This window comes from Marinovum sp., from assembly GCF_048263515.1.
In the GTDB taxonomy this organism is placed as follows: Bacteria; Pseudomonadota; Alphaproteobacteria; order Rhodobacterales; family Rhodobacteraceae; genus Marinovum.
The window spans coordinates 41,669-65,374 of sequence record NZ_JBLXEC010000001.1 but is presented as its reverse complement, the minus strand read 5'-3'; the positions used below and the strand labels follow the sequence as shown (position 1 = coordinate 65,374).

Here is a 23,706-nt window from a genome sequence, read left to right as displayed (position 1 = left end):
GCCTGATTGTCTCGATGCCATTGCGCGAAGGCACGCCTCGGCAGTATACCAGCGCCATGAGCAAATCCATCCTCAGGCAGATCATCGAAACCCGGATGCCAGCCGACGGCATGATCCAGACCGGCATCAAGGGCGTCCAGCTGTTTCGCGCGACCGAAGCCGTGCCCTGTGCCCCGGCGGTCTATGAGCCTTGTGTCATTGCCATCGTCAGCGGCGGCAAGGAGACGATCCTGGACGGGCAGCGCTATGTCTATGACAGCAGCGAATATCTGTGCTGCCCGATGTCCATGCCGGTAGAGGCGGGGACGCCCACCGCCTCGGCGGAAAATCCGCTCTATGGCGTCTATATCGCGCTTGATCCGCGCCTCATGACCGAACTGGCCATCGAAATGGAGGCCTCCGGCAGCCGCATCCCCAGGGCCGAGGGCCCCCCGCGCGGCATTCGCTTGGCGCGCTGGGACGATGGCTTCCTCGACGCGCTCCTGCGTCTGGTGCAGCTTGGGGAAAATGCCACGGACATTGCTGTCCTTGGCGGTGCGCGGCTGCGCGAACTCTACTATGCGGTTCTGAAAGGCGAGGCAGGGGCGTTCGCAAGGGAGGCATTCGGCCCCGGCAATGCCATCGCGCGGTCCATCGCCCGTGTGTCGTCCCGGCTGGATGCACCGGTATCGATCGACGACATGGCCCACCACTCCGGCATGAGCCGCGCCGTGTTCCATCGCAAGTTCAAGCAGGCCACCACCATGTCGCCGATCCAGTTCGTCAAATCCATGCGCCTGAACAACGCCGCGATGAAGATCGCAGGCGGGATGACCGTCTCAGAGGCTGCGATGGACGTCGGTTATGCCAGCGCATCGCAGTTCAGCCGCGAGTTCAAGCGCCTGTTCGGCCAGTCGCCAAGGCAATGGAGCGACGCAGGAGCGCGCCCCGGTGCGCGCCGTCAGGCCATCGCAGGGTAAGGGCGTTGCCAGCAGCGGTCATGGAACGCGCCGTCCGGCGGCGATTTGGCGTCGGGTACCATCTTGTCGGCATGGCCGGCGGCAAAGCCTTCGAGCAGGCTTTGCGTCAGCGCCAGATCGAGCCGCGCCTGCACTTCGGGGTGGGCGTCTATCACGTTCTCCTGCTCGCCCGGATCACTCTCCAGATCAAACAGCGCCTGTACTCCATTGCCATAGCGCACCAGCTTCCAACGCGCGTCGCGCAGCATGAAGCCGCTGGACGTCGCCCCGGCGAAGCTGCGTCCGGCGTCGGGGTCGTTCAGGCTTCGGCCCTGGGATTGCGGCGCAGGCGCAAGGTTCGCCCATTCCAGAAAGCTCGGGAACACATCTAGCAGCGAGGCCGGCGCGGTCTCCACACGAGCCTCGGGCGCCCGAAAGTCGGCAACGATCAGCGGCACGCGGATCGAAGGCTCGTGGAAGAAGCCTTTGCCCATCAGGCCGAAATCCCCCAGGTAATCGCCGTGGTCCGAGGCAAAGACGATGATCGTGTTGTCGAGCTTGCCGGTCTCCCGCAGGGTCTCGACCAGCAGCGCGACATCCTCGTCCAGCCGCTCGACCGAGACCGCGTAGTGATGGCGGATGGCGCGGATCTGCGCCTTGGTCAGGCTGCTGTAATCGAGGTCGGCCCAGTCGCGCTTGTAGCCTGCCACCAGAGCCGGCAGGTGGGTTTCGCTTTCCCCGGTGCGGGGCAGCGCCTCCGGCAGGACGGCAGGGTCGACCCGCGACAGGTCTTCTGCGGGCGGATCATAGGGGCAATGGGGCCCGGGAAAGCCCACCATCATCGCAAAGGGCTGGTCGGTCTTCAGCGATCGCAGGTGATCGGCGGCGCGATGCGCCACCCAGCGGTCGGGCTGCAGGTGGTCGGGCAGGGGGTTGGTGCTGGCGCCCTTGGTCTCGTAATAACCGGGCATCTCCTTGCCGTGGAGCTTGGCATGGCCCTCGGAGACCAGCGCGTGGTGATAATCGTCGCGCACGTGGATGTGGCGCTTGTCCTCGCCGATCACCCGGTGCTGAAACCCTTCGGACAGGTCCCAGGGATAGAAGTGCATCTTGCCGATGGCGGCGGTGTGATAGCCCGAGGCCGCAAGTATCTCGGGCCAGGTGCGTATGCCCATCTGGTGCCGGTCGGGACGCAGCCAGCACATGTTGTGCAGGATGCCGGTGGCATGGGCGTGTTGCCCCGTCAGCATCGAGGCCCGTGCCGGCACGCAGATCGGCGAGGGCGAGATCGCGGTCTCCCACCGTGTGCCCTTGGCCGCAAGCGCGTCGATTGCCGGGGTCCGCAGGAACCCGGCGCCGTAACAGCCCAGGAAATCGTGGCGCAGCTGGTCGGGCAGCAGGAACAGGATGTTGGGACGAGTGGTCATGAGAAGTCCTTTTGGTCAGTCAATGGGGGGAATGCGCATCTGCACAGCCCCGGCACAGAGGATCAGGGTGATGCCCGCCGCCCCGGCAAGCCCCGGGACATAGCCCCAGAGGGCCGCATCGAAGGCCAGCGACCACAGGACGCTGGAATAGCGCAGCGGGGCGATCCGGCTCAGTTCCGAACGGCGCAGCGCGGCGATGATCAGGACGTTGGCCGCGACAAACCCCACCGCGGCCAGGCACAGCAGGACAAGGTCGCGCGAGGATGGCAGGCTCCAGCCGCCGGACGACGGCAGCAGCGCGGCGACGCCGCCCACCAGCACCAGCGAGACCAGCGCAATGCGGAAGGTATCCGTCCGGGGCGGCAGCAGCCGTGTGGTGACATCACGGAAGGCATAGGCCAGCGTCGAGACCAGAGCGAGGGTGACCCCCAGCGGTGAAAAGCTCAGTCCCGGTTGCAGGATCAGCAGGGTGCCGCCGCAGGCCAGCGCCAGGGCAATCCAGTTTCCGGCGCGCAGCCGTTCCTTGAGGATCAGCCCGGACAGGATCACCGAGATCACCGGCAGAGTGGCGTGGATGCTGGCCAAGAGCGACAGCGGGATCTCGAAGATCGCCAGCGAAAAGGTCAGCGCCGCCACGGCATCCAGCGCCGCCCGCGCCAGCCCGCGCGGCCCGATCAGCCGGTCGGTGGCGTGCCGCCGCGCCAGCACGATCCCGGTGATCAGCACGAAGGCCAGCGCCGAACGCAACGCGATCGCCTCGCCCGAGGGGATCGGGCCCAGCGCCTTGAGCGCCACGCCTGAGGCCACGCCACTGAACAGGGCGATCAGCGCATAGGCCTGACCGCGATCCGGTGTCAGGCCGGGCAAGGTGATGTGACCTCGACCAGATTGCCCGCCGGGTCGGTGAAGAAGGTCCAGAGCACGCCCGATGCGCCGCGCTTTGGCGGATGCAGCGGGGTGATGCCCTGCTCCGCCAGATGCGCCAGCAGCGGCGCAATGTCGGCCGTGTGCAGGCCGAAGTGCCCGGCGACCGGGGCGGTCTTGTCGGCCAGAAGCTCGACAAAGACCGGGCCACGCTGCATCTGCTGCAACTCGATTTCGCCGGCGGCGCTGCGTCGGACAAAGCCGGGGCGAAAGCCGAAGGCGGCGTAGAAGGCCATGCTCTGCTCGGGCTCCGGCGCGGCGATGGCCACGTGGTTCAGCGTCAGGTCGGGTGCGGCACTCATGCCGCCACCCGTTCCGGCCAGAGCCGCCGCGCCGCCTGGGTCAGTCCGGCCAGCGTCGCCGCATCGGCGTCCACCTTGTCGAAGGCGGTGCCGAAGTGGCGCAACGCCGCCTCGTATCGGTCGGCCAGAACACCACTGGCCATCAGCAGCACCGGCCCGGTGATCTCTTGCGCCGCATGTTCGCTGCCGATCAGCACACCGGACAGGAAGGGCGCCACGTCCACGGCGGCAAGCCCGCCGGTCAGAGTGCTGGCGCGCGCGGCAAAGACCGCGTGTGACAGCGGTTGCGCCGCGCCTCGGTCGAGACCCCGGGCAAAGGCGGCGGGGGTGAAGTCAGCGCCAGCGGCCAGCGCCCCGACAAGGCTGTGACCGAGCAGCAGTTGGTACAATTCGCCGGTGATGAAGGTACGGAACCCGGTCAGCGCGCCATCTTCGAGCCGCGCCCATTTGCTGTGGGTGCCGGGAATGCAGATCGTGGCGCTCTGGCGTCCGGTCAGCGCGGCGGCGCCGAAGATCTGCACCTCTTCGCCGCGCATCACGTCGTTGCCGCCGCTGGCATCTGCCGTTGTGGCGCCCGGCAGAATCACGATCCGGCGGTTCAGGGCCTCGAATTCGGTCATTTGGGTGCAGAGCTGCGAAAAACGCACCGGGCAGGGGGCATAAGCGGCCTCGACCCAGCCGCTGCGCGCGCCCACCATGCCCTGCATCAGCACCGGCGCCTCGGGCGCGGCGGCGAACCACGCGGCGCAATGGCGCTGGAGCACCTCGGAAAACCCACTGTTTTCAATGGTCTTGAGCCCGTCTGGCCCGTCGCGCCGGTCGATCACCGCGCCGGAATGATCCATGGCCCAGGCCCGGAAGGAAGAGCTGCCCCAGTCGACAGCGATGAAGGTGATGCGTGACACGGCGAGAATCCTTTCTCGTTAAAACTCGTTGACAGGCTACAGATCGTCGATCTATGTTTCAACTATGAAACGTAAGTTGCAAATAGTGAGACATAGCCATGAATAGACCGCTAAAGGGCGTTTTGCCGATCGTGCCAACTCCGTTCGGCCCTGACGGTCTGGCTGACGAGGTGTCGTTGAAGCGGGTGGTGGTGCATGCCATCGACGCCGGCGCTTCGGCGCTGGTCTTTCCGGGCGTCGCCAGCGAGGACCTGTTTCTGACCGCAGACGAGCGGCGGAGCTGTCTGGCGCTGGTGGCGCGGCTGACCGAAGGGCGGGTACCGGTGATTGCCGGGGTGAACTCGGCCGATCCGGCCGAGATGGTCGAGATCGCCGAAATGGCGGTGGCCACCGGCGCCGATGGCGTCATGGCCATGGCGGTGCCGGCGATGGGCGAGGCGACCGGCAGCTGGTTTGCCCGCATCGGTGCGGTGCTGGGCACGGACCGGCCGATCATTCTGCAGAACCTGTTCAAGCCGCGCGGCGCCGACCTGAGCGCCGAGGAGATGCTGGCGCTGGCCGCCGAGGTCCCCGCGATCCGCTATGTCAAGGAAGAGGGCATCCCCTCCGGCCCCAAGGTCTCGCGTCTGGTGGCGGGCTGCGGCCCTGACCTTGACGGGGTGATCGGCGGCGGCGGGGCGCGCTACCTGCTGGAAGAACTCGACCGGGGCGCGATTGCCACCATGCCGGCGATCGAACTGCTGGAGCTGCACGTCGCCTTGATGAAGGCCTATGCCGCCCATGACCGGGCCGAGGCCTTGCGGCTTTATGAACGCAGCCTGCCGCTCCTGCTGATCCAGGCGCCGTACCGGATGCGGCTGACCAAGCTGATCCTCAAGAGCCGCGGGCTGATCGCCTGCGACGACGTGCGCGAGCCGCTGCCGGAAATGGACCGCGAACTGCAGGACCTGGCGCTGGAACTCTACGAGCGCACGGCGCTGACACCGGACCTCGCCCATGCATAAACGTATTGAAAAGATCGAGGTCTTCACCTTCGAGCGGCAACGCAAGGTGGCCTATCTCGGCGATCTCGGGGCGGATGAATTTGCGCTTGGCGAACACCACATCGTGCGCCGCTTCAATGGTACGGTCTATCCGCGGATGGACCGCTCGGTGGTGCTGCGCCTGACCGACAGCGACGGCGCGACCGGCTGGGGCGAGACCTATGGTCTGGTGGCGCCCGGCGTGGTAGCGGCGCTGATCGAGGACCTGCTGGGGCCCTACCTGAAAATGCTCGACCCCGAGCGCCCCGATGCGATCTGGGACAAGCTCTACGAGCTGCAGCGGGTGCGCGGCTATTGGGGGGGATACCTCGCCGATACGCTGGCGGCGCTGGACATCGCGCTTTGGGATCTCTTTGCCCGCAGCACCGGCGACAGCCTGCAGGCGGCGCTTGGCAAGGGCGGGGCGGGGACCATCCCGGCCTATGTCTCCGGCCTGCCGAAACCCACCAAGTCCGAGCGGCTGGAGCTGGCGCAGAGCTGGCAGTCCAGGGGCTTTGACCGGGTCAAGATACCGGTCAGCGACAGCGATGCCGGCGACGTGCGCGGCGAATTCGAAAGTCTGCGCAATGGCTTGGGGGATGCGGCACGCATCGCGGTCGACGTGCATTGGACCCGCACCGCCGAGGCCGCCGTCGCGCTGGCCCGGGACATCGCGCCCTTCGACCCATGGTTCCTCGAAGCGCCGGTGGCGCCAGAGGACATCGCGGCGCAGCGCAAGGTGGGGCAGGCGATCTCCTGTCCGCTGGCGTTGGGCGAGGAATGGCGCACCGAGTGGGACTATATTCCGCGCGACGGTGCGGCGCGGATCGTCCAGCCCGAGATGGGCCATACCGGCATTACCCAGTTCATGCGCATCGCGGGGCGCGCCCGGACCTCGGGCGCCGAGGTGATCCCGCATGCCACCATCGGCATGGGCATCTTCATGTCGGCCAGCCTGCGCGCCGGCCTTGCCGCCGGGGCCGAGGCGCATGAGTTCCAACACACGATCTATGGCCCCAATGCCGCGCTGCTGGAGGGGGCAGCGCCGGTCGAGGACGGCGCCTTTCACATCCCGGACACGCCCGGGCATGGCATCACGCCCAATTCCGACGGCATGGCCCATCTGACGCCGCTGCTGTCGATCTGACCAAAACCAATGACTTGTACCTGGAGGAGACCCAAGATGAAGACCCTGAGGAAAGCCGCCATCGGCGCGCTGCTGGCCGCCAGCACCATGCTGACCGCGCTGCCGGCATCCGCCGAAACCCTGACCTTTGTCAGCTGGATGAAGGACGAGCCCGGCTACGGCGACTGGTGGAACGAAATCATCGCCGAATACGAGGCCACCCACGAAGGCGTCGAGATCAACATGAGCCGGGTGTCACGCGATGAATACGCCGACACGATGTTCACCATGTTTGCCGGTGGCAACCCGCCCGACATCGTGCATCTCGCGGCCTTTGAATTCCAGCCCTTCGCCAACGAAGGCTGGATGGAGCCGCTGGGCCCCTGGATCGAGAAATCCGGTCTCGACCTGACCGATTGGGCCGGCCAGTCCACCTGTGAATGGAATGGCGAGACGGTCTGCATCATGCTGCTCTATACCGGCTTCGTGCTGGCCTATAACGAGAAGCTCTTTGACGAGGCCGGCATCGACATACCGACCGACTGGGAAAGCTATCTGGCTGCCGCGCGCGCGCTGAAAAAGGACCTCGACGGCGACGGCATCAATGATCAGCTGGGCATTGCCCTGCCGTTCGTGGGCGACGCCAGCGTGATGCAGGAGGCGCTGAACTACGTGCTCGACGCCGGTGGCAGCTGGACCGTCGATGGCGAGCCTGCCTTTGACCGGCCCGAGGTGGTCGAAGGTCTGCGCCGCTGGAAACAGCTGTTTGACGAAGGCCTGACCCCGAAAGAGCTGACCTCGGGCGATGTGCGGCAGTTCCTGCTCGAGGGCCGGCTGGCGATGACCGTCGATGGCGGCTGGATCAACAACACCTTCCGCAGCGCCACGCCGGAGATTCAGCAGCACCTGAAGATCGCCAAGTCGCCGTTCTCGCCACCGCTCGGCGGCACGTCGAACGTGCTGGGCATGCCCTCGGATATTTCGGACGAGAAGAAACAGCTGGTCTGGGATTTCATCGAGCTCACCGCGTCGCAGAAATACCAGCAGCGCTTTGCCGAATGGGGCAAGACCCCTGCGCCGCGTCCCGGCCTCGATTACAGCAAGCTCAAGGCCGACAACCCGTCCTTCGAGGTGCTGGCCGCTGCCGCGGCGGACGCCGCCGCCGCCAATGTCGACCGGTTGCCCAAGGGGCTGGAGCTGGAAAACAATGAAGTCGTGAAAATCTTCTTTAAGGTGGCCCAGCAGATGATGATCCAGGACCTGTCACCGGAAGACGCGGCGAAACGCCTGCAAGAAGAAGTCACCCGGATCAAGGGCTGATCCGAGCGTCTCTCCGGCCGGTATCCTGGCTCTCCCCGGGATGCCGGCCACATAAGGACCAAAGAAATGAGCGACACCACCACACAGCGACAGGGCAGAACGCTGGCCGGGTTCCTCCCGTCTATCGACTTCAGTGCCCCGCGCCACCGCGCCAAGTTCGGCTACCTGCTGCTGGCGCCGGCGGTTCTCTTGATGGCGGCGATCATCGTCTATCCGATCCTGCTGTCGGTGAACATCAGCCTGCAGGACGTGCGGATTGCCCGCGTCGGCGCCACCGGCGAACCCTGGACCCTGAAGAACTATGCCTGGCTCTTCGGCTCGGCCGAATTCTGGCATGCGATCTGGGTGACCTTCAAGCTCGTCGCCGTGGTTGGCGGGCTCTCGGTGCTGATCGGTTTTGCCACCGCGATGCTGGTCAACCAGAAGTTCCGCGGCCGCACCGCCGTGCGGCTCTTCGTGGCGCTGCCCTGGGCGGTGCCCGAGGTGGTGGCCACGGTGATCTGGGCCTGGATGCTCGACAGCTCCTTCGGGGTGGTCAACTGGGCCCTCTTGAAACTGGGGCTGGTGGACGCGCCGGTGCAGTTTGCCTCGAACCCCGGAGCAGCCTTTGCCGCCGTCTGTTTCGTGATGATCTGGAAGGGTTATCCGCTGATGTCGATCATGCTGCTGGCGGGTCTGCAATCCATTCCGGAAGAGCAGATCCAAGCCGCCAAGGTCGACGGCGCCGGGCCGTGGCAGCGGTTCTTCTACATCACGCTGCCCAACATGCTGCCGGTGATCGGCGTCACGCTGGTGATGACCACGCTGTGGGTGTTCCGCGACTTTGCCATCATCCACGTGCTGACCCAGGGCGGGCCGCTGGGCGCGACAACCACGCTGTCGATCCTGACCTTCGAGCAATCCTTCGAGTTCTTCCGCATGGGGCAGGGCGCCACGGTGGGTGTGATCACCATGATCTTCTGCGCCATCATCAGCCGCGCGCTTGTCGGCCGCATGGCCAAATCGGTTCACTGAGGAGATCTGAGCCATGGAAAAGAGATCCCCCCTCGCCACCTTCGGCATCTATGCCTCGGCCATCGCCGCCTGCGGGCTGCTGCTGTTCCCGATCTACTGGATGATCGTCACCGCGCTTCAGCCGGCCACCAACCTGCGGTCCTATCCGCCGCAGTTCTGGCCGGCCGAGCCGCAATGGAACGTCTTTGCCGACATTCTGGCGAAACATCCCTATGCGCAGTGGTTCCTGAACTCGATCCTGATCGCCCTGGCGACGATGATCATGTCGCTGGCGGTGTCGATCCTCGCCGCCTATGCGCTGTCGCGCTTCCGGCTGCGCGGCGGTACCGGGCTGGGGCTGTTCATCCTGACCTCCAAGATGCTGCCGGCGACGCTGATGATCATCCCGCTGTTCGCGATCTTCAAGTCCGTCGGGCTGGTGGGTTCGCTCTGGTCGGTGGTGATCGCCCAGGCGACGCTGATCGTGCCGTTCTGCACCTGGATGCTGAAGGGCTACTTCGACACCATTCCGCCGGAACTGGAGCAGGCGGCGCTGGTCGACGGCTGTTCGCCGCTGGGCACGATCTTTCGCATCGTGCTGCCGGTGGCGGCCCCCGGTCTTGCGGCAACGGCGCTTTATGCCTTTGTGGTCAGCTGGTCCGATTTCCTGTTCGGGCGCACCTTCCTGACCACCAATGACGACAACTGGACGTTGCAGATGGGCATCGCCTCGCTCAAGGGCGAGTTCGTGACCGAATGGAACGTGATCATGGCCGGATCGCTGATGGCGTCGGTGCCGATCATCATCGTCTACCTTTTCCTTGAACGCTTTCTCGTCGGTGGCCTGGCCGCCGGATCCGAGAAGTAACGGAGCGACAGAAATGGCAACCGTACAATTCGACCACATCCAGAAGAGCTATGGCGCCGTCGAGGCGATCTCGGACTTCAACCTGCATATCGAGGACGGCGAGTTCTGCGTCTTTGTCGGGCCTTCGGGCTGCGGCAAGTCCACCGCGCTCAAGATGCTCGCAGGGCTCGAGGCGACATCTGGCGGCACCATCCAGATCGGCGGCAGGGACGTCACCGAGCTGGGGCCGGGCAAGCGCGACATCGCCATGGTGTTCCAGAATTACGCCCTCTACCCGCACATGTCGGTGCGCAAGAACATCGGCTTCGGCCTGAAGATGGCCGGGATGGATGCGCAGAACATCAATGCAAGGGTGGAAGAGGCCGCCCGGGTGCTGGAACTGACGCCGTACCTCGATCGCAAGCCGCGCGCCCTGTCCGGCGGTCAGCGCCAGAGGGTGGCGCTGGGCCGGGCCATCGTGCGCGAGCCCAAGGCGTTCCTGATGGACGAGCCGCTGTCCAATCTGGATGCCAAGCTGCGGGTGCAGACCCGGTCCGAAATCGTCAAGCTGCAGAAGCGGCTGGGGGTGACCACGATCTATGTCACCCACGACCAGACCGAGGCGCTGACCATGGCCGACAAGATCGTCGTCATGCGCGGCGGGGTGATCCAGCAGGTGGGCAGCGCCGAGGAGCTGTTCCACCAGCCGCGCAACATCTTTGTCGCCGGTTTCATCGGCTCGCCGGGCATGAACTTCTTCCGCGGTCCGGTCGCGGACGGCGCGCGCGGCCCCGTCACCCGGTTCGGCGGACAGGAGATCGCCCTGCCGGAGCATTGCCGGTCGGTGGTGGGCCGCGACATGGTGTTCGGCATCCGCCCCGAGCATATCCGGGTGTCCGAGCATGGCGCCACCATCGGGCTGTCGCTGGTCGAGAACCTCGGCACCGAGAAGATCCTGCATTTCCACACCCCGGGCGAGAACATCCTCGAGCTTGACCGCACGGTCATGGCCAATGACGAAGAGCGCGACGCCCAGACCATGCTGATCCGGGTGATCGATGATCGGCGCTACCATGACGGCGACAGCCTCGGCCTCGCTTTCCCGGTCGACAAGATTCATGTATTCGATCCTGATACACATGAGGTCGTGGGATAAGCGCTTGGACAGGTTTGACAAAATAGCCGAAAGATTTCCAGGGGCCGGAACGCTGGTCAAGGGGCTGCAAATCCTCGAGATCCTCGACCAGATCGGCCGGCCCGGCACCTCGGCGGAACTGCTCTCGGCCTCGGGCCTGCCGAAGGCGACCTTTTACCGTCTGCTGGGCGCGCTGATCGAGTTTGGCTACGTGCGCCACGATGCGCGGCTCAAGACCTATGCGCTGGGTCATCGGCTGATCGAACTGGCTGGCAAGTCGATGGCCTCCTTCGATCTGCGCACCGCGGCCGAGGCCGAGGTGCTGCGCCTGTCCAAGGAGTTGAACGAAACCGTCAGCCTGACGGTGATGGAGGGCGACCGGATCATCTATGTCGATGTCCGTCGCCCCTCCAATCCGCTGGCCATCGGAGTCGAGATCGGCCGTGAGCTGCCGGCGCTGGAAAGTGCCTCGGGCCACGCCATCCTCTCGGCGATGCCGCCGCATCAGGTCAACAGTCTGATCGGGCGGCTGCCGTCGGAGGATCAATCGGCCCTGCTGGCCGATTTCGCCATCAGCCGGGCGCGGGGTTATTCGCTGGCCAATTCGCGCTCGCTGGAAGGCGTGGTGGTGATTGCCGTGCCGGTCAGCGGACCGCCCGGCATGGGGCATGGCGCGATTGTCGTCACCGCGCTCGCCAGCCGCCTGCCTTATGAACGCCGCCACGTGATCGGACGCGACCTGATGGAGGCCGCGCGCCGGGTGATCGGCAATATCGGAAGTGCCCCTGTGAGCATCACGCCCAATCCGCGCCGCACGGCTCATGTTGAAGAAGGTCTCGAATGCCTGTCAGCCGCCGGCGCCATCGTCGGCGAAGGCCCGGTCTGGGATGCCCGCGAAGGCGTGCTGCACTGGGTCGATGTCGCGGCCCCGGCGTTTCACGTCTATGACCCCAAGCGCGGCGAAGACCGCATGACGCAGGCGCCTTACCTCGTCAGCGCCGTGCTGCCCGGCCCGGGCAACGACATGGTGGCGATCACCCAGAACGGGCTCGAACGCTATGACCCGGTGACCGGCGCGCTCGAGACGATCTACAACCCCGAAGCGCATATGCCCTCGAACCGCTTCAACGACGCCAAGACCGACAGCCGCGGCCGGGTCTGGACCGGCTCGATGAGCCTTGACGCCTCGATGCCCTCGGGCTCGCTCTACCGCTTCGACAGCCGCGCCTCGGCCAAGGCGGTGGACGGCGGCTTCCAGGTCTCGAACGGGCTCGACTGGAGCCCGGACGGGCGCACCTTCTATTTCACCGACACCGCGCTTGGCATCGTCTTTGCCTATGACTTCGACGCCGAGAGCGGCGCGATCTCGAACCGTCGCAGCTTCCTGTCGCTCGATCCGTCGGATGGCAAGCCCGACGGGCTCTGCGTTGACAGCGAGGGCAACCTCTGGGTGGCGATCTGGGATGGCTGGCGGGTGGCGTGCTACGGCCCCGATGGCACCCTGAAGCGCGAGATCGACCTGCCGGTGCCGCGCCCGACCAGTTGCTGCTTTGGCGGACCGGACCTGAAACGGCTGTTCATCACCAGCGCCTCGATCCGCCTGCCGGCCAGTGTGCTGGAGGAGGCGCCGCTCTCTGGCGCGCTCTTTGCCATCGACGTGGATGTTGCCGGGCAGCCAGTGACCGAGGTGGCGCTGTGAGCCCGCGCCATGCCGAGTTTGCCGGGCGTCACGTGATGGTCACCGGCGCAGCCTCTGGCATCGGGCGCGCCACGGCGCTGGCGTTTGCCGCCCAGGGCGCGCGGGTGACCGCCGTGGACCTGAATGCCGAGGGGCTGAAGGACACCGCCGCCGGAGCCTCTGGCATCACCGCGCTGACCTGTGACCTCGCCGACCCGGAGGCCATGCAGCAGATGCAGGCCGAGGCCGCAGCAGCCAATGGCCCGGTGAGGGTGCTGGTGAACAACGCCGGCGTTGACCGGCGCATTCCCTTTGACGAGCTGACGGCTGAAAGCTGGCGCTGGATGCTGGCGGTCAACCTCGATCACCATGCGCTCCTGTCAGGGCTGGTGGTGCCGGGGATGGCAAGCGCCGGCGGCGGTGCCATCGTCAACCTGTCCTCCACCGCCTGGATGAAGCTGGCGGGCAACCTGACTGCCTATCATGCCGCGAAATCCGCCATCGTGGGTCTGACCCGCGGTCTGGCGCGCGACCTCGGGCCGCAAGGCATCCGCGCCAATGCCATTGCCCCGGGCCGTGTGGTGACCGAGCGTGTGGCGGGAGAGGTCAGCGAAGCCTGGGTGGCCGAGACCCATGCGTTGCAATGCATTCCCGACCTGATCCGCCCCGAGGACATCGCCGATTGCGCGCTCTGGCTTGCCTCTGATGCCGCGCGCATGGTGACCGGGCAATGCATCGTGGTGGATGGCGGCGTGGTCTGACGGGCTGACCGCACAAGGCGTCCATGCAGACAGCTACAGCGTCCCGGAGATCTGCCAGGCCGTCGATCAGATCGCCTGCTGGTTCACGCGCTTCGACAGTGCGGCCGGGCTCTCCTTGCGCTCGCTGTAGCGATCCAGCAGGTAGGCCTTGTTGTCACGGGTGAGGAGGGTGAACTTCATCAATTCCTCCATGACGTCGACCATGCGATCGTAGAACGGCGACGGCTTCATCCGGCCGGTGTCGTCGAACTCGAGATAGGCCTTCGGCGTGGACGACTGGTTCGGAATGGTCAGCAACCGCATCCATCGGCCGAGGATGCGCAACTGGTTCACCGCGTTGAAGCTCTGCGAGCCGCCGCTGACCTGCATGACGGCCAGCGTCTTGCCTTGGGTCGGCCGGACACCTCCGAGCGACAGCGGTATCCAGTCGATCTGGGTCTTCATTATCCCTGTCATCGCACCATGCCGTTCGGGCGAGCACCAGACCATGCCCTCGGACCAGGTGACGAGATCGCGCAGCTCCCGCACCTTCGGATGATCCGCATCCCCGTCGTCGGGCAGGGGCAGGCCCGAGGGGCGATAGGTTCGGGTCTCTGCCCCGAGCCGCGTCAGGATGCGGGCGGCTTCCTCGGTCATCAGGCGGCTGAAGGAGCGCTCTCGCAGCGAGCCGTAGAGCAGCAGGATGCGCGGCGCGTGTGAGGCGCGTTCGGGCGACAGCAAACGCGCCGTGTCGATCGGCTGAAAATGGCGTTCCTGAAGGTTCGGGGTATCAGACAAGGCGATTTCCTTCTGCGTCGATGAGTGGCGTGCCATCCTCTTTTGCCAACGGACCGGGCGGCAGGCTGTCGAGCAGGTCCAGCACGGTCTCGCTCGGGCGGCAGAGGCGCACACCCTTGGGTGTGCAGACGATGGGCCGGTCGACCAGGATCGGATGGGCGAGCATCGCGGTCAGGACCCTATCGTCGCTGACAGCGGGGTCGAGCAGGCCCAGATCCCGTGCCGGGGATTTCGTCGTGCGCAGTGCGGTGCGGGGCGTCAGACCGGCCGCGGCGAAGAGCGCCAGCAGCTGTGGCCGCGTCCATCCGGTCTTGAGGTATTCGATCACCTCCGGCGCCGCGCCGGAGGCCTTGATGATCGCAAGCACATTGCGCGACGTGCCGCATTCGGGGTTGTGGTGGATCACGACGCTCATGACGGGTCATCCGCGGCCGGGAACCAGTGTTGCGTCCGATTGGCAAAGGCAACGAGAGAGAGCATCACCGGCACTTCGACAAGCACGCCCACCACCGTGGCCAGTGCAGCCCCCGACCCCAGGCCGAACAGGCTGATCGCGACCGCCACCGCCAGTTCGAAGAAATTGGAGGTGCCGATCAGAGCGCAGGGCGCGGCGACGTCGAACGGAATGCCCCAGGCGCGCGCCGCACCGTAGGCGGCAAGGAAGATGCCGTAGGACTGGATCAGAAGCGGCACCGCGATCATCGCGATGACCAGAGGCCGCTCGAGGATGACTTCGCCTTGAAACCCGAAGAGCAGCACCACCGTCACCAGCAGCCCGAAGATCGAGAACGGTTGCACCCGGCTCTTGAAGGCCTCGACCGCGGCTTCGCCGCCTTTCGCGACGAGGCTGCGGCGCGTCAGGTAGCCCGCGGCCAGCGGCAGCATGACATAGAGGCCCACTGACAGCAGAAGCGTATCCCAGGGCACGACGATATCCGTCACCCCCAGCAGAAAGGCGACGATGGGCGCGAAGGCAAAGACCATGATCACGTCGTTCACGCTGACCTGCACCAGCGTGTAGGTTGCATCGCCCCGCGTCAGGTTGGACCAGACAAAGACCATCGCCGTGCAGGGCGCCGCGCCAAGCAGGATCACGCCCGCCAGATAGGCCTGCGCGTCCTCCGGCGGGATCAGCCCGGCAAAGACATGCTCGAAGAACAGCACGCCCAAGGCCGCCATGGTGAAGGGCTTGATCAGCCAGTTCACCACCAGTGTCACCACGAGGCCCTTCGGCTTGTCGCCCACATGGACCAGCGCACTGAAATCGACACCGACCATCATCGGGTAGACCATCGCCCAGATCAGCACGGCCACCGGCAGGTTGACCGAGGCGATCTCCAGCCCGGCCATAGCGCCGAACAGGCCGGGAAAGAGATTGCCGAGCACGAGCCCCGCCCCGATGGCAAGCGCCACCCAGAGCGACAACCAGCGCTCGAAGGGTCCAAGACCCGCGGCGGCGGGCAGTGAGGTTTCGGCCATGTCAGTCTTCCTGAGGCTGTGGGCAGGCAATCGAGTCGATGACGGGCTGGCACAGTTCAGGACGGCCAGCACAGCAGTCCTCCATCAAGAACGCCAGCAGCCCGCGCACACCGTCCATGTCGGCGAAGTAGCGGATGCTGCGACCTTCCCGCTCGTTCCGCACCAGGCCGGAGCGCGCCAGGATCGAGAGGTTGGCCGACATCGTGTTCTGGCGCACGTCGAGGGTCTCGCCGATGTCTCCGGCTGACATGCCGACTTCGCCAGCCTTGATCAGCAGGCGGAACACATCGAGCCGGGTCGACTGGCTTAGAGCGGCAAAAGCTTCGAGGGCGTCTTTTTTATCCATATATCGAGAACTATTGATGCGATTGAAGAGTGTCAAGTGAAACTGGCTTGCGACACGGAACGGTCGGCTTGGTCCGCAAGACAGATCCTGGCCTGAGCCGCCGTCTACCACTGGTCAAGAACGCTGCGGTGCGGCCGGCGATTGCTGCCCTTCGCAGTGCTTCGGTAGTCCCCTCTGCATCAGTCCTTCAGGTAAGCCGACCTTCGTTGCGCGCAGGAGCAGTGAGTGTGATGGCGAAAGATCTCGGATGAGGCCGTGGTCGCATTGCGGTGCCGGGCCTCCGCTACATCAGCCAGACGCCTGCCCGCGAGCGACAATGGACCGGGCCCGGATCACCAGCGGCAAATCGATCATCTGGCCGTCGACCTTCGTCACGCCTTGACCCTGCCTGGTGGCAGTTTCGGCTGCCTCGACGACACGTCGCGCCCAGTCAAGCTCGGCCTCGGTGGGCGAAAAGACGTCGTTGAGAACCGCAACCTGTGCCGGATGTACCGCGTAGCCGCCCGTGGACCCGATGGCGCGAGCGTAGGACGCGGCGGCCCGCAGGCCGTCGATATCACGAAAATCGGACATGCTCGCGGCGACGGCAAAAGACGCGATCGAGGCGGCGCGAGCGGCCTGGTTGACCTGTTGAACAGCAGGTTTCAGAACATCCGGCGTGGCGGCAACGCCCATTGATGTCGCATAATCTTCGACGCCCACCGTCATGGCGACGAGCCGAGGGGAGGCGGTCGCGATCTGTCGCGCATTGAGCACCGCACCGGCCGATTCAAGCAACGTGACGAGACGGATTTCTCCCTGAGGCAGGCCACGTTCCCTTTCCAGCTCGCCGATCATCTCACTGACGGCATGGACCTGCGCGGCGGTCTCGCACAGCGGCAGATGGATCGCCGAGACGCCGTCGATCACGCAGACCTCGAGGTCGCGAAACGCCTGGGTCCAGAGCGCATTGATCCGGACCGTCACATCGACTTCAGGCGCAAGACGCGAGACCGCGCCCGGCAGCGCCACCCGGGCCTCGACCTTGCGGGCGGGATCGACGCCGGCTTCGAGATCGAGCACGATGGCATCGGCGCCGCGGCTCGCGGCCTTGGCCAAGAACTTTTCTTCCAGAACAGGTATGAACAGGAGAGAGCGCCACATGGTCATGCGCCTTCCTTGGCGCGGCGGGCCTGGCCCGGATCATCGATGCCGAGCTCGGCCAGAATTTCCGCAGTGTGCTCCCCCAGCCTCGGTGCGGGCGCGCGCACGGCACCCGGCGTGGCGCTCAGACGCGGAAAGGTCTGGTGCATGGGCAACCGCGCCATGCCGTCGCACTCGAAATCCTGCAACACCTCGCGGCCGCGAATATAGGGATGATCGACCAGGTCCGAGATGTCGCAGATCGGGCCGACAGTGACGCCTCGCGCTTCGAAATGGGCGAGGTTTTCGTCAAGCGTCCGGGTCTTCATGTTCGCGGCAATGATGGCATCAAGCTCTGCTGCATGTTCGACCCGGGCGCGCGAGGTCGCATAGCGCGGATCGTCGCACAGTTCGGGCCGTCCGATGGCGGCTGCGAGCTTTTCCCACATCGACTGCATGGAGGCCGACATCACGATATATTTTCCGTCCTTTGTCGGATAGAGGCCGCGCGGGGCCGCGACTTCGCTGGAGTTCCCGGTCCGCCGCGGCACCTTGCCTGTCGCCTCATAGGCCGCCGCCCAAGGGCCGAGGATGCCGAACAGCGGCTCGAAGAGCGAGAGGTCCACGACCTGGCCTTTTGTCTGGCCCTTGTCGCGGGCAATCACGGCGGACAGCACGCCGCCGAAGCCGGCAAGTCCGGCGACCATGTCGGCCAGGGCAAGCGGCGGCAGCAGCGGTGGTTTGTCTTCCCAGCCTGTCATCGCGGCGAAACCGGACATGCCCTCTATCAGGCTGCCGAAGCCCGGCTTGTCCTTGTAGGGTCCGGTCTGCCCCCAGCCCGACACCCGCACGATGATCAGGTTTTCATTGGCTTGCCAAAGCTCCTCCGGCCCCATCCCCCATTTTTCAAGCGTGCCGGGAACGAAGTTCTCGCAGAGGATGTCGGCGCTGGCGATCAGCTTGTCGAGCACGGCGCGCCCTGCCTCCGAGCGGAAATCAAGCTCCATGCTTCGCTTGGAGCGGGCGTAGACCTTCCACCAGCTTTCGGCTTCGCCGAAGCGGCGCAGATCGTCGCCCTTGCCGGGGCGTTCGATCTTGATCACGTCGGCGCCGAAATCGGCCAGCATGTGGGTCATCATGTTGCCGGCAGCGAGCCGTGTCATGTCGACGACGCGCAGGCCGTCGAGCGGGCCTTTGGCATCAGGCGAATAAGGGGTCTTCATGGGGTTCCTTTCCTTTAGCCGTCGGACAGGCGGTTACGATCGCGGATCAGCAGCCACGCCACGAACGGTGATGCGGCAAACAGGATGAGCGCGAAGGGGTGATCGAGGATGGCAGCGGGATTGCGGCTGAGCAGGATCACGGATTGGCGGATCGACAATTCGATCATCGGGCCGAGCACGAGCCCGATGATGAAGCAGACGATGGAGATCTCCAGCTTCAGCATGAAGAAGCCCAGCACCGCGAAGGCCAGCATGACCCCGACGGCGAAGAATCCGCCCTGGCTCACGTAAATGCCCACGACGCAGAGCAGCAGCACGATGGGATAGATGACGAAGGGCGGGACCTTCACGATCAGCGCGAAGGCGCGAAGCCCCACGCTTCCGATGATCAACACCATGACATTGGCCATGATCATTGCCGCAAAGAGCCCGTAAATCAGCGATGTATCGCGCTGGAAGATCAGCGGCCCTGGCGTCACGCCATGGATCAGGAAGGCACCGACCAGAAGGGCGGCGGTGAGGTTGCCGGGGATACCCAACGTCAGAAGGGGGATCAGGTTCGCGCCCGAGACGGCAGAGTTGGCGCTTTCGGTCGCCGCAATGCCCTCGGTGGCGCCGGAGCCCAGTTTCTCGGGCGCTGTCGAGAACCGTTTGGTGGCGGCGTAGCTGAGGAAAGCCGCCAGCGTCGTGCCAAGGCCCGGCAAGGCGCCGATGGCCGTGCCGATACCCGCGCCACGCAAGACGGTGCGTCTCAGCGTCAGGAATTCGCGGAACGGCAGGCGGTCATCGCCCTCGCTGTTGGTTACGACCTTGCTGGCGTCGGGGCGGTAGCGACGGCCCTCCTGCAGCCTCAGAATGATTTCCGGCACGGCGAGGACGCCAATGGCAACAGCCGCGAGGGGAAGGCCGTCGAAAAGGTCGACCTGCCCGAAGGTAAAGCGCGGGGACGCGGTTTCCGGGTCCACCCCGACGGTCGCAAGGAAGGCGCCGAGGGCTGCGGCAAATATCCCCTTGGTCAGCGACCGGCCCGACAATGAGGCGATCAGCGTGAGCGAGATCACCAGGATGGCCGCAAGTTCGACCGGTCCGGCCCGCAGGGCAAAAACTGCGAGCGTGGGGGCCAGCAGGATCAGCACGAGGTCCGAGCAACTGTCCCCCGCCACCGAGGAATAGAGCGCGGTCTGCAAGGCCTTGCGCGGCTTGCCGCCCTTGGCGAGGGGATGGCCGTCGAGGGTCGTCGCCGCAGAGTGCGGCTCGCCCGGCGTATTGAGCAGGATCGCCCCGATCGCTCCGCCGAAGCCGCCGCCTTTCATCACGCCCACCAGCATGCCGATTGCCGCGAGCGGCGCCATCGTGAATGTCAGCGGGATCGCCACCGCGATCGCCATGGGGGCATTCAGCCCCGGTACGGCGCCGATCACGATCCCGATCGTGACGCCAAGCACGACCGACAGAAACGTCGTCAGCGACAGCGCGTCGAGCATGGCTGCGAATATGAGTTCCATGTAGTGCGTCCTGTCAGGGCAAAGGCAGTTCCAGGCCCCACCAGAACCCGGCATAGATCACGGCGGGCGCGGCCACTGCGTTGAATGCATAGGCCCAAAGCGGGGCACGGGTGTGGATCAGCGTGAATGCGATCAATCCCAGGGGGGCCGCGATCCAGAACCCCGAGTAAGGCCGTCCGATCGCGTCTCCGACCACCCCCATCACGATCAGCATCAGCGCGACCGCAAGGATGCAAAGCGCAAGGTGCCCGGTATCCTGCCACGTCAGTCTCCCGGCCAGCGGGTCGTCCTCACCCTGACGCAGGTTGCCGGCAATCAGCACGGCGCCAAGTGCGGCCATGAGCCAGGCCAGCGCGCGGGGCGCAAGGCTGGGCGGAAGCCCGAAGGCCCCCACGTCATTCACCTGGGCAGGAATGATCCAGAAGAGCAGGAGAAGGCTGAACAGGACAATCACGATCCCGAGGATCAGGTCGGTCGCAAGACCCGGCGACGCGGTGCCGCCGGGCCCTTCGGGAGAACGTGGCATCGCGCCTTACTCCGAAATGAAGTCGAGCAGGTCGCGATAGGCCTCGGCGTCGGAGGCGATGCCTTGGGCGGTCTCGGTCCCGGTCTTGAAGGTCTCGAAACCGCGGAACTTGGTGTTCACGAAATCCTTGAAGGTGTCGGATTGCACGGCCTCTGCCAGCGCGGATTCCAGCGTCGCCACGGCGTCGGCATCCATGTCGTCCGGCCCAAAGAACACGGCGGCCTCGACGGCACTGACGCCATAGCCAAGCGCGTCCAGCGTCGGAATGCCGGGATGTTCCTCGATGCCTTCGGGGTTCAGGGCAGCGACGACCTTGAGCGCGCCGTCTTCCATCATCGGCAGCGCGTTAGAGCCCGAGAACGCCAGGTCCACATGCCCGCCAAGCACCGCCTGTCGCGCACCGGCGCCGCCCCGGGTCGGCACGATGTTGACAGCGATGTCTTCCTTTTTGCCGACATACTGCATGAGCGCGCGGTCCAGCGGAATGATCGACGCATAGTTGATCCAGCCACGTTCCTTGGCGGTTTCGAGCATGCCGGCCCAGTCGTCAAACGGGGCATCCGCCGGGGCGGCCATCACGGTCCGATAGCCATGTGTCGTGGCGATGAAGGTCACGTCGTCCGGCGTATAGGCGACGCTGCCGGTGAGCGGGGTGAACGAGAACGTCGTCGCGACGGCGAACCCGATGGTGTAGCCGTCAGGGTCTTGCGCGCGGACGTATTCTGTCGCAACCGCACCACCGGCGCCGCCGCGGTTCTCGACGATGATCTTCTGCCCCAGCGCGGCTTCCATCTCGGTCGCCAGGATGCGCGCTGCGGTGTCGCTGCCGCCGCCCGCGCGGAACCCAACCACGAGGTTGATCGGCTCTTCCGGGAACTCGGCCCAGGCCGGCGCGGCGAACGCAACTGTGGCTGCCGCAAGCGCGAGAGTATGTGAATGTTTCATGTTGGCTCCTCCCAAACCGCACGCAGAGCACGTGCCTTGCTCGTATCTTAGGGGACAGTTGCGGCGATACAGAAATACAATATTGATATTCACATTATTCCAATTTATTATATCTACGTGATCGAGAACAAACATATACGCAGCTTCCTGCGCGTCTTGGACCTGGGAAGCTTCTCGAAGGCGGCAAGGTCGCTGAATATCGCGCAGCCTGCGCTCAGCCAGCATGTGCGAAAGCTCGAGGACGCGCTTGGAACACGGTTGCTGGATCGCAGTGCGCATGGTGTTTCGGCAACGGCCAACGGGCGCGATTTCAGCACCCATGCGCGCGAGATCCTGACGCTTGTCGACCGGGCGGAGCGACGCTACCGCCGAGGCACTGACGAGATTCACGGCGAGATCCGGCTGGGCCTGCCCGGCTCGGTCTGCCCGGTGCTGGCGCCACCGCTGATGCTGGCCGCGGCAGAGAAATACCCGGGCGTGCGGCTCCAGATATTCGAGCTCATGAGCGGCGATCTGGCGGAATACCTGCGCGAGGGTCGTGCGGATATCGCGGTGCTGTTCAACGTTCACGAGACCGATGACCACACGTCGGAGGCCCTCCTGACCGAGCGATTGCACCTTATCGGCGCCGCCGACGCCCCTCTTGTTCAGGGTGACACGGTCGACGCGCAACAGCTTGCCAAAGTGCCCTTGGTCGGCACGCGACCGCCACACGGCTTGCGGCTTGTCCTCGAACGATGGTCGAGCGATGCCGGCATCGCCCTGAACTTTCGGTTCGAGGCAGACGCACCGTCGGTACTGGTCAGACTTGCTTCGGAAGGATCGTGCTATTCGATCGTCTCCAAGGCGGCAATTGCGCATGAGGTGCTCGGTGGATCGATCCGCGCCGCAGAGATCGTCAATCCGCCTATCCAGCGAACCGTCTGTCTGGCGTCCTCCAAACGGCTGCCGCCTAACAAGGCCCGCAACGTCGTGTTTGACCTGACCCGCGATGTGGCTCTTGCGCTGTTATCCAATTCCAGATGGGCAGGAGCGTCGTCGGCTACGGGCGTTCGCTGATCCAGGGCATTGGTCAGTGCCAGCTTGCCGCTGCTGCCGATCCAGCCGGCATCGAAACCGCGATGCCGTTCTGTGCACTGAAGCCGCCTTTCGTCCGTCAATACTGTCGGCCCCTCGCTTGATGAGTGCGGTCCGAGGGGGCAGGTCACAGGTCATTCAAGGGACGGTCCGCGACGCCATGCCAGACCGCACGCGACGCAGAAGTTGCATGTCGAGAGGGCAGATCAAGGTTTCCGATCAAGGGGCTCGAGATAGTCCGGGGGTGTGTCGCGATAGCTGCCGCGCAACCTGGCGATCCGGACAACCGCCCGGTCGCTGGAGCGGAGCAGGTGTTGGCGCAATCCTTCGCAGGCCTCGGATACCGATCCCTCGCGCAGGGCGCCGAGCACCTGCAGGTGCTCGTCCAGAAACGGTTCAACCGGATAGAGTTCGGCGGTGTGCTGGTAGAAGAACTTGTGGGCCAGAAGCAGTGACTGGGCTTCGGTCATCGCCTTGCGCAGCGCCGAACTGCGACAGCGTTGCAGGAGCGCGATGTGCAGATCCGCTTCGAGCTTGTCGAGCAGATGCCCGTCTGCGCCGCTGTCCGTGGCGTCCTGCAGATCACCGATCATCCGGTCGAGCGTCTGGCCCGGCAACCGGGCGCTGACACAGCTGAGCGCCGCAGGTTCAAGCAGGGCGCGCAATTCGTATAGCTCACGCACCCGCGTTTCGCTGAGCTCCGGGGCGATCCATCCCTTGCCTTCATTCTCGACCAGACCCCGGGCCTGCAGCCGGGCAAGCGCTTCGCGGGCGACCGTCCGGCTGACATCGAAGTGGCGGGCGATGCCGGTCTCGGTCAGGCGCCATCCTCCGAAGGCGATGCGCCGCGACACGGCATCTTCGACCTCGCCGTAAATCCGCTGCCATGTCGGTGGGGTGTGCGTCGTGAACGGGTCGCTCGGGGCAGGGGCCAGCTCGGCGGCGTGCTTTGGCGCATCGGAGGTCACGATGAACCCCCGCGCAGGGCCGGCCGCAGGGGTGACGAGACCCAGGTCGTCCAGCGCGGCCAATGCCTTGCGGGCCGGCGCGCGCGACACGCCGAAGCGGGTGGCAATCCGGTTTTCCATGACCCGGTCACCGGGCGAGAGAGCCCCGTCGGCAATCTCGGACACCAGGGCGTTGAGTATGCGGTTGTAGAGCGGCGCTTTCATGTCGGCAGATCCAATCCGGTATCGTCGTCGGGCGGCGTTCAGACCGATGGTCTGGGTCGCATGATCGGACAAGGCTTGCTCCTTCATGCCATTTATGGCTACTGTATACACGATACGATATGGAAGGGCGATACTTTGTTTTCCTTCCATCGAACC

24 protein-coding genes are annotated in these 23,706 nt (G+C 65.3%); 10 read left to right on the top strand and 14 right to left on the bottom strand.

Features of this window, described 5'->3' with window-relative positions; genetic code table 11:
- Window positions 1-56 precede the first annotated feature (56 nt).
- Entirely contained in the window at window positions 57-959 is a 903-nt protein-coding gene (locus ACN0SE_RS00320; RefSeq protein ID WP_417522470.1) for an AraC family transcriptional regulator, read from the top strand.
- Here the strand turns inward: ACN0SE_RS00320 and ACN0SE_RS00315 are convergent.
- The 4 genes from ACN0SE_RS00315 to ACN0SE_RS00300 are packed head-to-tail and all read right to left on the bottom strand — an operon-like array spanning window position 941 to window position 4,496.
- Window positions 941-2,365 carry a sulfatase gene (locus tag ACN0SE_RS00315; protein ID WP_417522469.1) on the bottom strand — a complete coding sequence of 475 codons (1,425 nt, stop codon included), beginning with the start codon at window positions 2,363-2,365 and terminating at the stop codon, window positions 941-943. The genes ACN0SE_RS00320 and ACN0SE_RS00315 overlap by 19 nt on opposite strands.
- 15 nt (window positions 2,366-2,380) lie before the next feature.
- Window positions 2,381-3,232 carry a DMT family transporter gene (locus ACN0SE_RS00310; RefSeq protein ID WP_417522468.1) on the bottom strand — a complete coding sequence of 284 codons (852 nt, stop codon included), beginning with the start codon at window positions 3,230-3,232 and terminating at the stop codon, window positions 2,381-2,383.
- Window positions 3,220-3,591, bottom strand: coding sequence for a VOC family protein (locus tag ACN0SE_RS00305; protein WP_417522467.1), 372 nt, complete (start codon window positions 3,589-3,591; stop codon window positions 3,220-3,222). Before ACN0SE_RS00305 ends, ACN0SE_RS00310 begins: the two co-directional genes overlap by 13 nt.
- Window positions 3,588-4,496 (bottom strand): 2-dehydro-3-deoxygalactonokinase, encoded by a 909-nt coding sequence (locus ACN0SE_RS00300; RefSeq protein ID WP_417522466.1) that lies wholly within the window; start codon window positions 4,494-4,496, stop codon window positions 3,588-3,590. Before ACN0SE_RS00300 ends, ACN0SE_RS00305 begins: the two co-directional genes overlap by 4 nt.
- Before the next feature lie 98 nt (window positions 4,497-4,594).
- Here ACN0SE_RS00300 and ACN0SE_RS00295 point away from each other — a divergent pair, with 98 nt between their 5' ends.
- The 8 genes from ACN0SE_RS00295 to ACN0SE_RS00260 all read left to right on the top strand — a co-directional run bounded on the left by ACN0SE_RS00295 (window position 4,595) and on the right by ACN0SE_RS00260 (window position 13,378).
- On the top strand, window positions 4,595-5,500 hold the full coding sequence (locus ACN0SE_RS00295; RefSeq protein ID WP_417522465.1) for a dihydrodipicolinate synthase family protein: 906 nt from the start codon (window positions 4,595-4,597) through the stop codon (window positions 5,498-5,500).
- On the top strand, window positions 5,493-6,665 hold the full coding sequence (locus ACN0SE_RS00290; protein WP_417522464.1) for a mandelate racemase/muconate lactonizing enzyme family protein: 1,173 nt from the start codon (window positions 5,493-5,495) through the stop codon (window positions 6,663-6,665). Before ACN0SE_RS00295 ends, ACN0SE_RS00290 begins: the two co-directional genes overlap by 8 nt.
- A 36-nt stretch (window positions 6,666-6,701) precedes the next feature.
- Window positions 6,702-7,964 (top strand): ABC transporter substrate-binding protein, encoded by a 1,263-nt coding sequence (locus tag ACN0SE_RS00285; RefSeq protein ID WP_417522463.1) that lies wholly within the window; start codon window positions 6,702-6,704, stop codon window positions 7,962-7,964.
- A 66-nt stretch (window positions 7,965-8,030) separates the two neighbouring features.
- On the top strand, window positions 8,031-8,978 hold the full coding sequence (locus tag ACN0SE_RS00280; protein ID WP_417522462.1) for a carbohydrate ABC transporter permease: 948 nt from the start codon (window positions 8,031-8,033) through the stop codon (window positions 8,976-8,978).
- Between the two features lie 13 nt (window positions 8,979-8,991).
- Window positions 8,992-9,825: a carbohydrate ABC transporter permease gene (locus ACN0SE_RS00275; RefSeq protein WP_417522461.1), complete on the top strand. Its 834-nt coding sequence runs from the start codon at window positions 8,992-8,994 to the stop codon at window positions 9,823-9,825.
- A 13-nt stretch (window positions 9,826-9,838) separates the two neighbouring features.
- The gene (locus ACN0SE_RS00270) at window positions 9,839-10,960 is read left to right on the top strand and encodes an ABC transporter ATP-binding protein (protein ID WP_417522460.1); all 1,122 of its coding nucleotides are present in this window, start codon (window positions 9,839-9,841) and stop codon (window positions 10,958-10,960) included.
- Window positions 10,961-10,964: 4 nt separating this feature from the next.
- Window positions 10,965-12,638 carry an SMP-30/gluconolactonase/LRE family protein gene (locus tag ACN0SE_RS00265; protein WP_417522459.1) on the top strand — a complete coding sequence of 558 codons (1,674 nt, stop codon included), beginning with the start codon at window positions 10,965-10,967 and terminating at the stop codon, window positions 12,636-12,638.
- Window positions 12,635-13,378: an SDR family NAD(P)-dependent oxidoreductase gene (locus tag ACN0SE_RS00260; protein WP_417522458.1), complete on the top strand. Its 744-nt coding sequence runs from the start codon at window positions 12,635-12,637 to the stop codon at window positions 13,376-13,378. The genes ACN0SE_RS00265 and ACN0SE_RS00260 overlap by 4 nt, the downstream gene beginning before the upstream one ends.
- Window positions 13,379-13,444: 66 nt before the next feature.
- On the opposite strand, the gene arsH is transcribed toward ACN0SE_RS00260, so the two are convergent.
- The 9 genes from arsH to ACN0SE_RS00215 form a co-directional block, all read right to left on the bottom strand.
- Complete coding sequence (gene arsH, locus ACN0SE_RS00255) at window positions 13,445-14,155, bottom strand: arsenical resistance protein ArsH (RefSeq protein ID WP_417522457.1); 711 nt, start codon at window positions 14,153-14,155, stop codon at window positions 13,445-13,447.
- A complete protein-coding gene (gene arsC, locus ACN0SE_RS00250) occupies window positions 14,148-14,570 on the bottom strand; it encodes an arsenate reductase (glutaredoxin) (protein ID WP_417522456.1) in 423 nt (140 codons plus the stop codon). The genes arsH and arsC overlap by 8 nt, the downstream gene beginning before the upstream one ends.
- A complete protein-coding gene (arsB, locus tag ACN0SE_RS00245; protein WP_417522455.1) occupies window positions 14,567-15,634 on the bottom strand; it encodes an ACR3 family arsenite efflux transporter in 1,068 nt (355 codons plus the stop codon). The genes arsC and arsB overlap by 4 nt, the downstream gene beginning before the upstream one ends.
- 1 nt (window position 15,635) lies before the next feature.
- Complete coding sequence (locus ACN0SE_RS00240; protein ID WP_417522454.1) at window positions 15,636-15,980, bottom strand: ArsR/SmtB family transcription factor; 345 nt, start codon at window positions 15,978-15,980, stop codon at window positions 15,636-15,638.
- Between the two features lie 288 nt (window positions 15,981-16,268).
- On the bottom strand, window positions 16,269-17,129 hold the full coding sequence (locus ACN0SE_RS00235; protein WP_417522453.1) for an HpcH/HpaI aldolase/citrate lyase family protein: 861 nt from the start codon (window positions 17,127-17,129) through the stop codon (window positions 16,269-16,271).
- Entirely contained in the window at window positions 17,126-18,325 is a 1,200-nt protein-coding gene (locus tag ACN0SE_RS00230; protein ID WP_417522452.1) for a CaiB/BaiF CoA transferase family protein, read from the bottom strand. The genes ACN0SE_RS00235 and ACN0SE_RS00230 overlap by 4 nt, the downstream gene beginning before the upstream one ends.
- Window positions 18,326-18,339: 14 nt before the next feature.
- On the bottom strand, window positions 18,340-19,809 hold the full coding sequence (locus ACN0SE_RS00225; RefSeq protein ID WP_417522451.1) for a tripartite tricarboxylate transporter permease: 1,470 nt from the start codon (window positions 19,807-19,809) through the stop codon (window positions 18,340-18,342).
- 34 nt (window positions 19,810-19,843) lie between these two features.
- Window positions 19,844-20,356, bottom strand: coding sequence for a tripartite tricarboxylate transporter TctB family protein (locus ACN0SE_RS00220; RefSeq protein ID WP_417522450.1), 513 nt, complete (start codon window positions 20,354-20,356; stop codon window positions 19,844-19,846).
- Window positions 20,357-20,362: 6 nt separating this feature from the next.
- On the bottom strand, window positions 20,363-21,301 hold the full coding sequence (locus ACN0SE_RS00215; protein ID WP_417522449.1) for a tripartite tricarboxylate transporter substrate binding protein: 939 nt from the start codon (window positions 21,299-21,301) through the stop codon (window positions 20,363-20,365).
- 117 nt (window positions 21,302-21,418) lie between these two features.
- Between ACN0SE_RS00215 and ACN0SE_RS00210 the strand changes: the two genes are divergently transcribed.
- Window positions 21,419-22,360 (top strand): LysR family transcriptional regulator, encoded by a 942-nt coding sequence (locus ACN0SE_RS00210; protein ID WP_417522448.1) that lies wholly within the window; start codon window positions 21,419-21,421, stop codon window positions 22,358-22,360.
- Window positions 22,361-22,584: 224 nt separating this feature from the next.
- On the opposite strand, the gene ACN0SE_RS00205 is transcribed toward ACN0SE_RS00210, so the two are convergent.
- Window positions 22,585-23,637 carry a GntR family transcriptional regulator gene (locus tag ACN0SE_RS00205; RefSeq protein ID WP_417522447.1) on the bottom strand — a complete coding sequence of 351 codons (1,053 nt, stop codon included), beginning with the start codon at window positions 23,635-23,637 and terminating at the stop codon, window positions 22,585-22,587.
- Window positions 23,638-23,706: the final 69 nt, after the last annotated feature.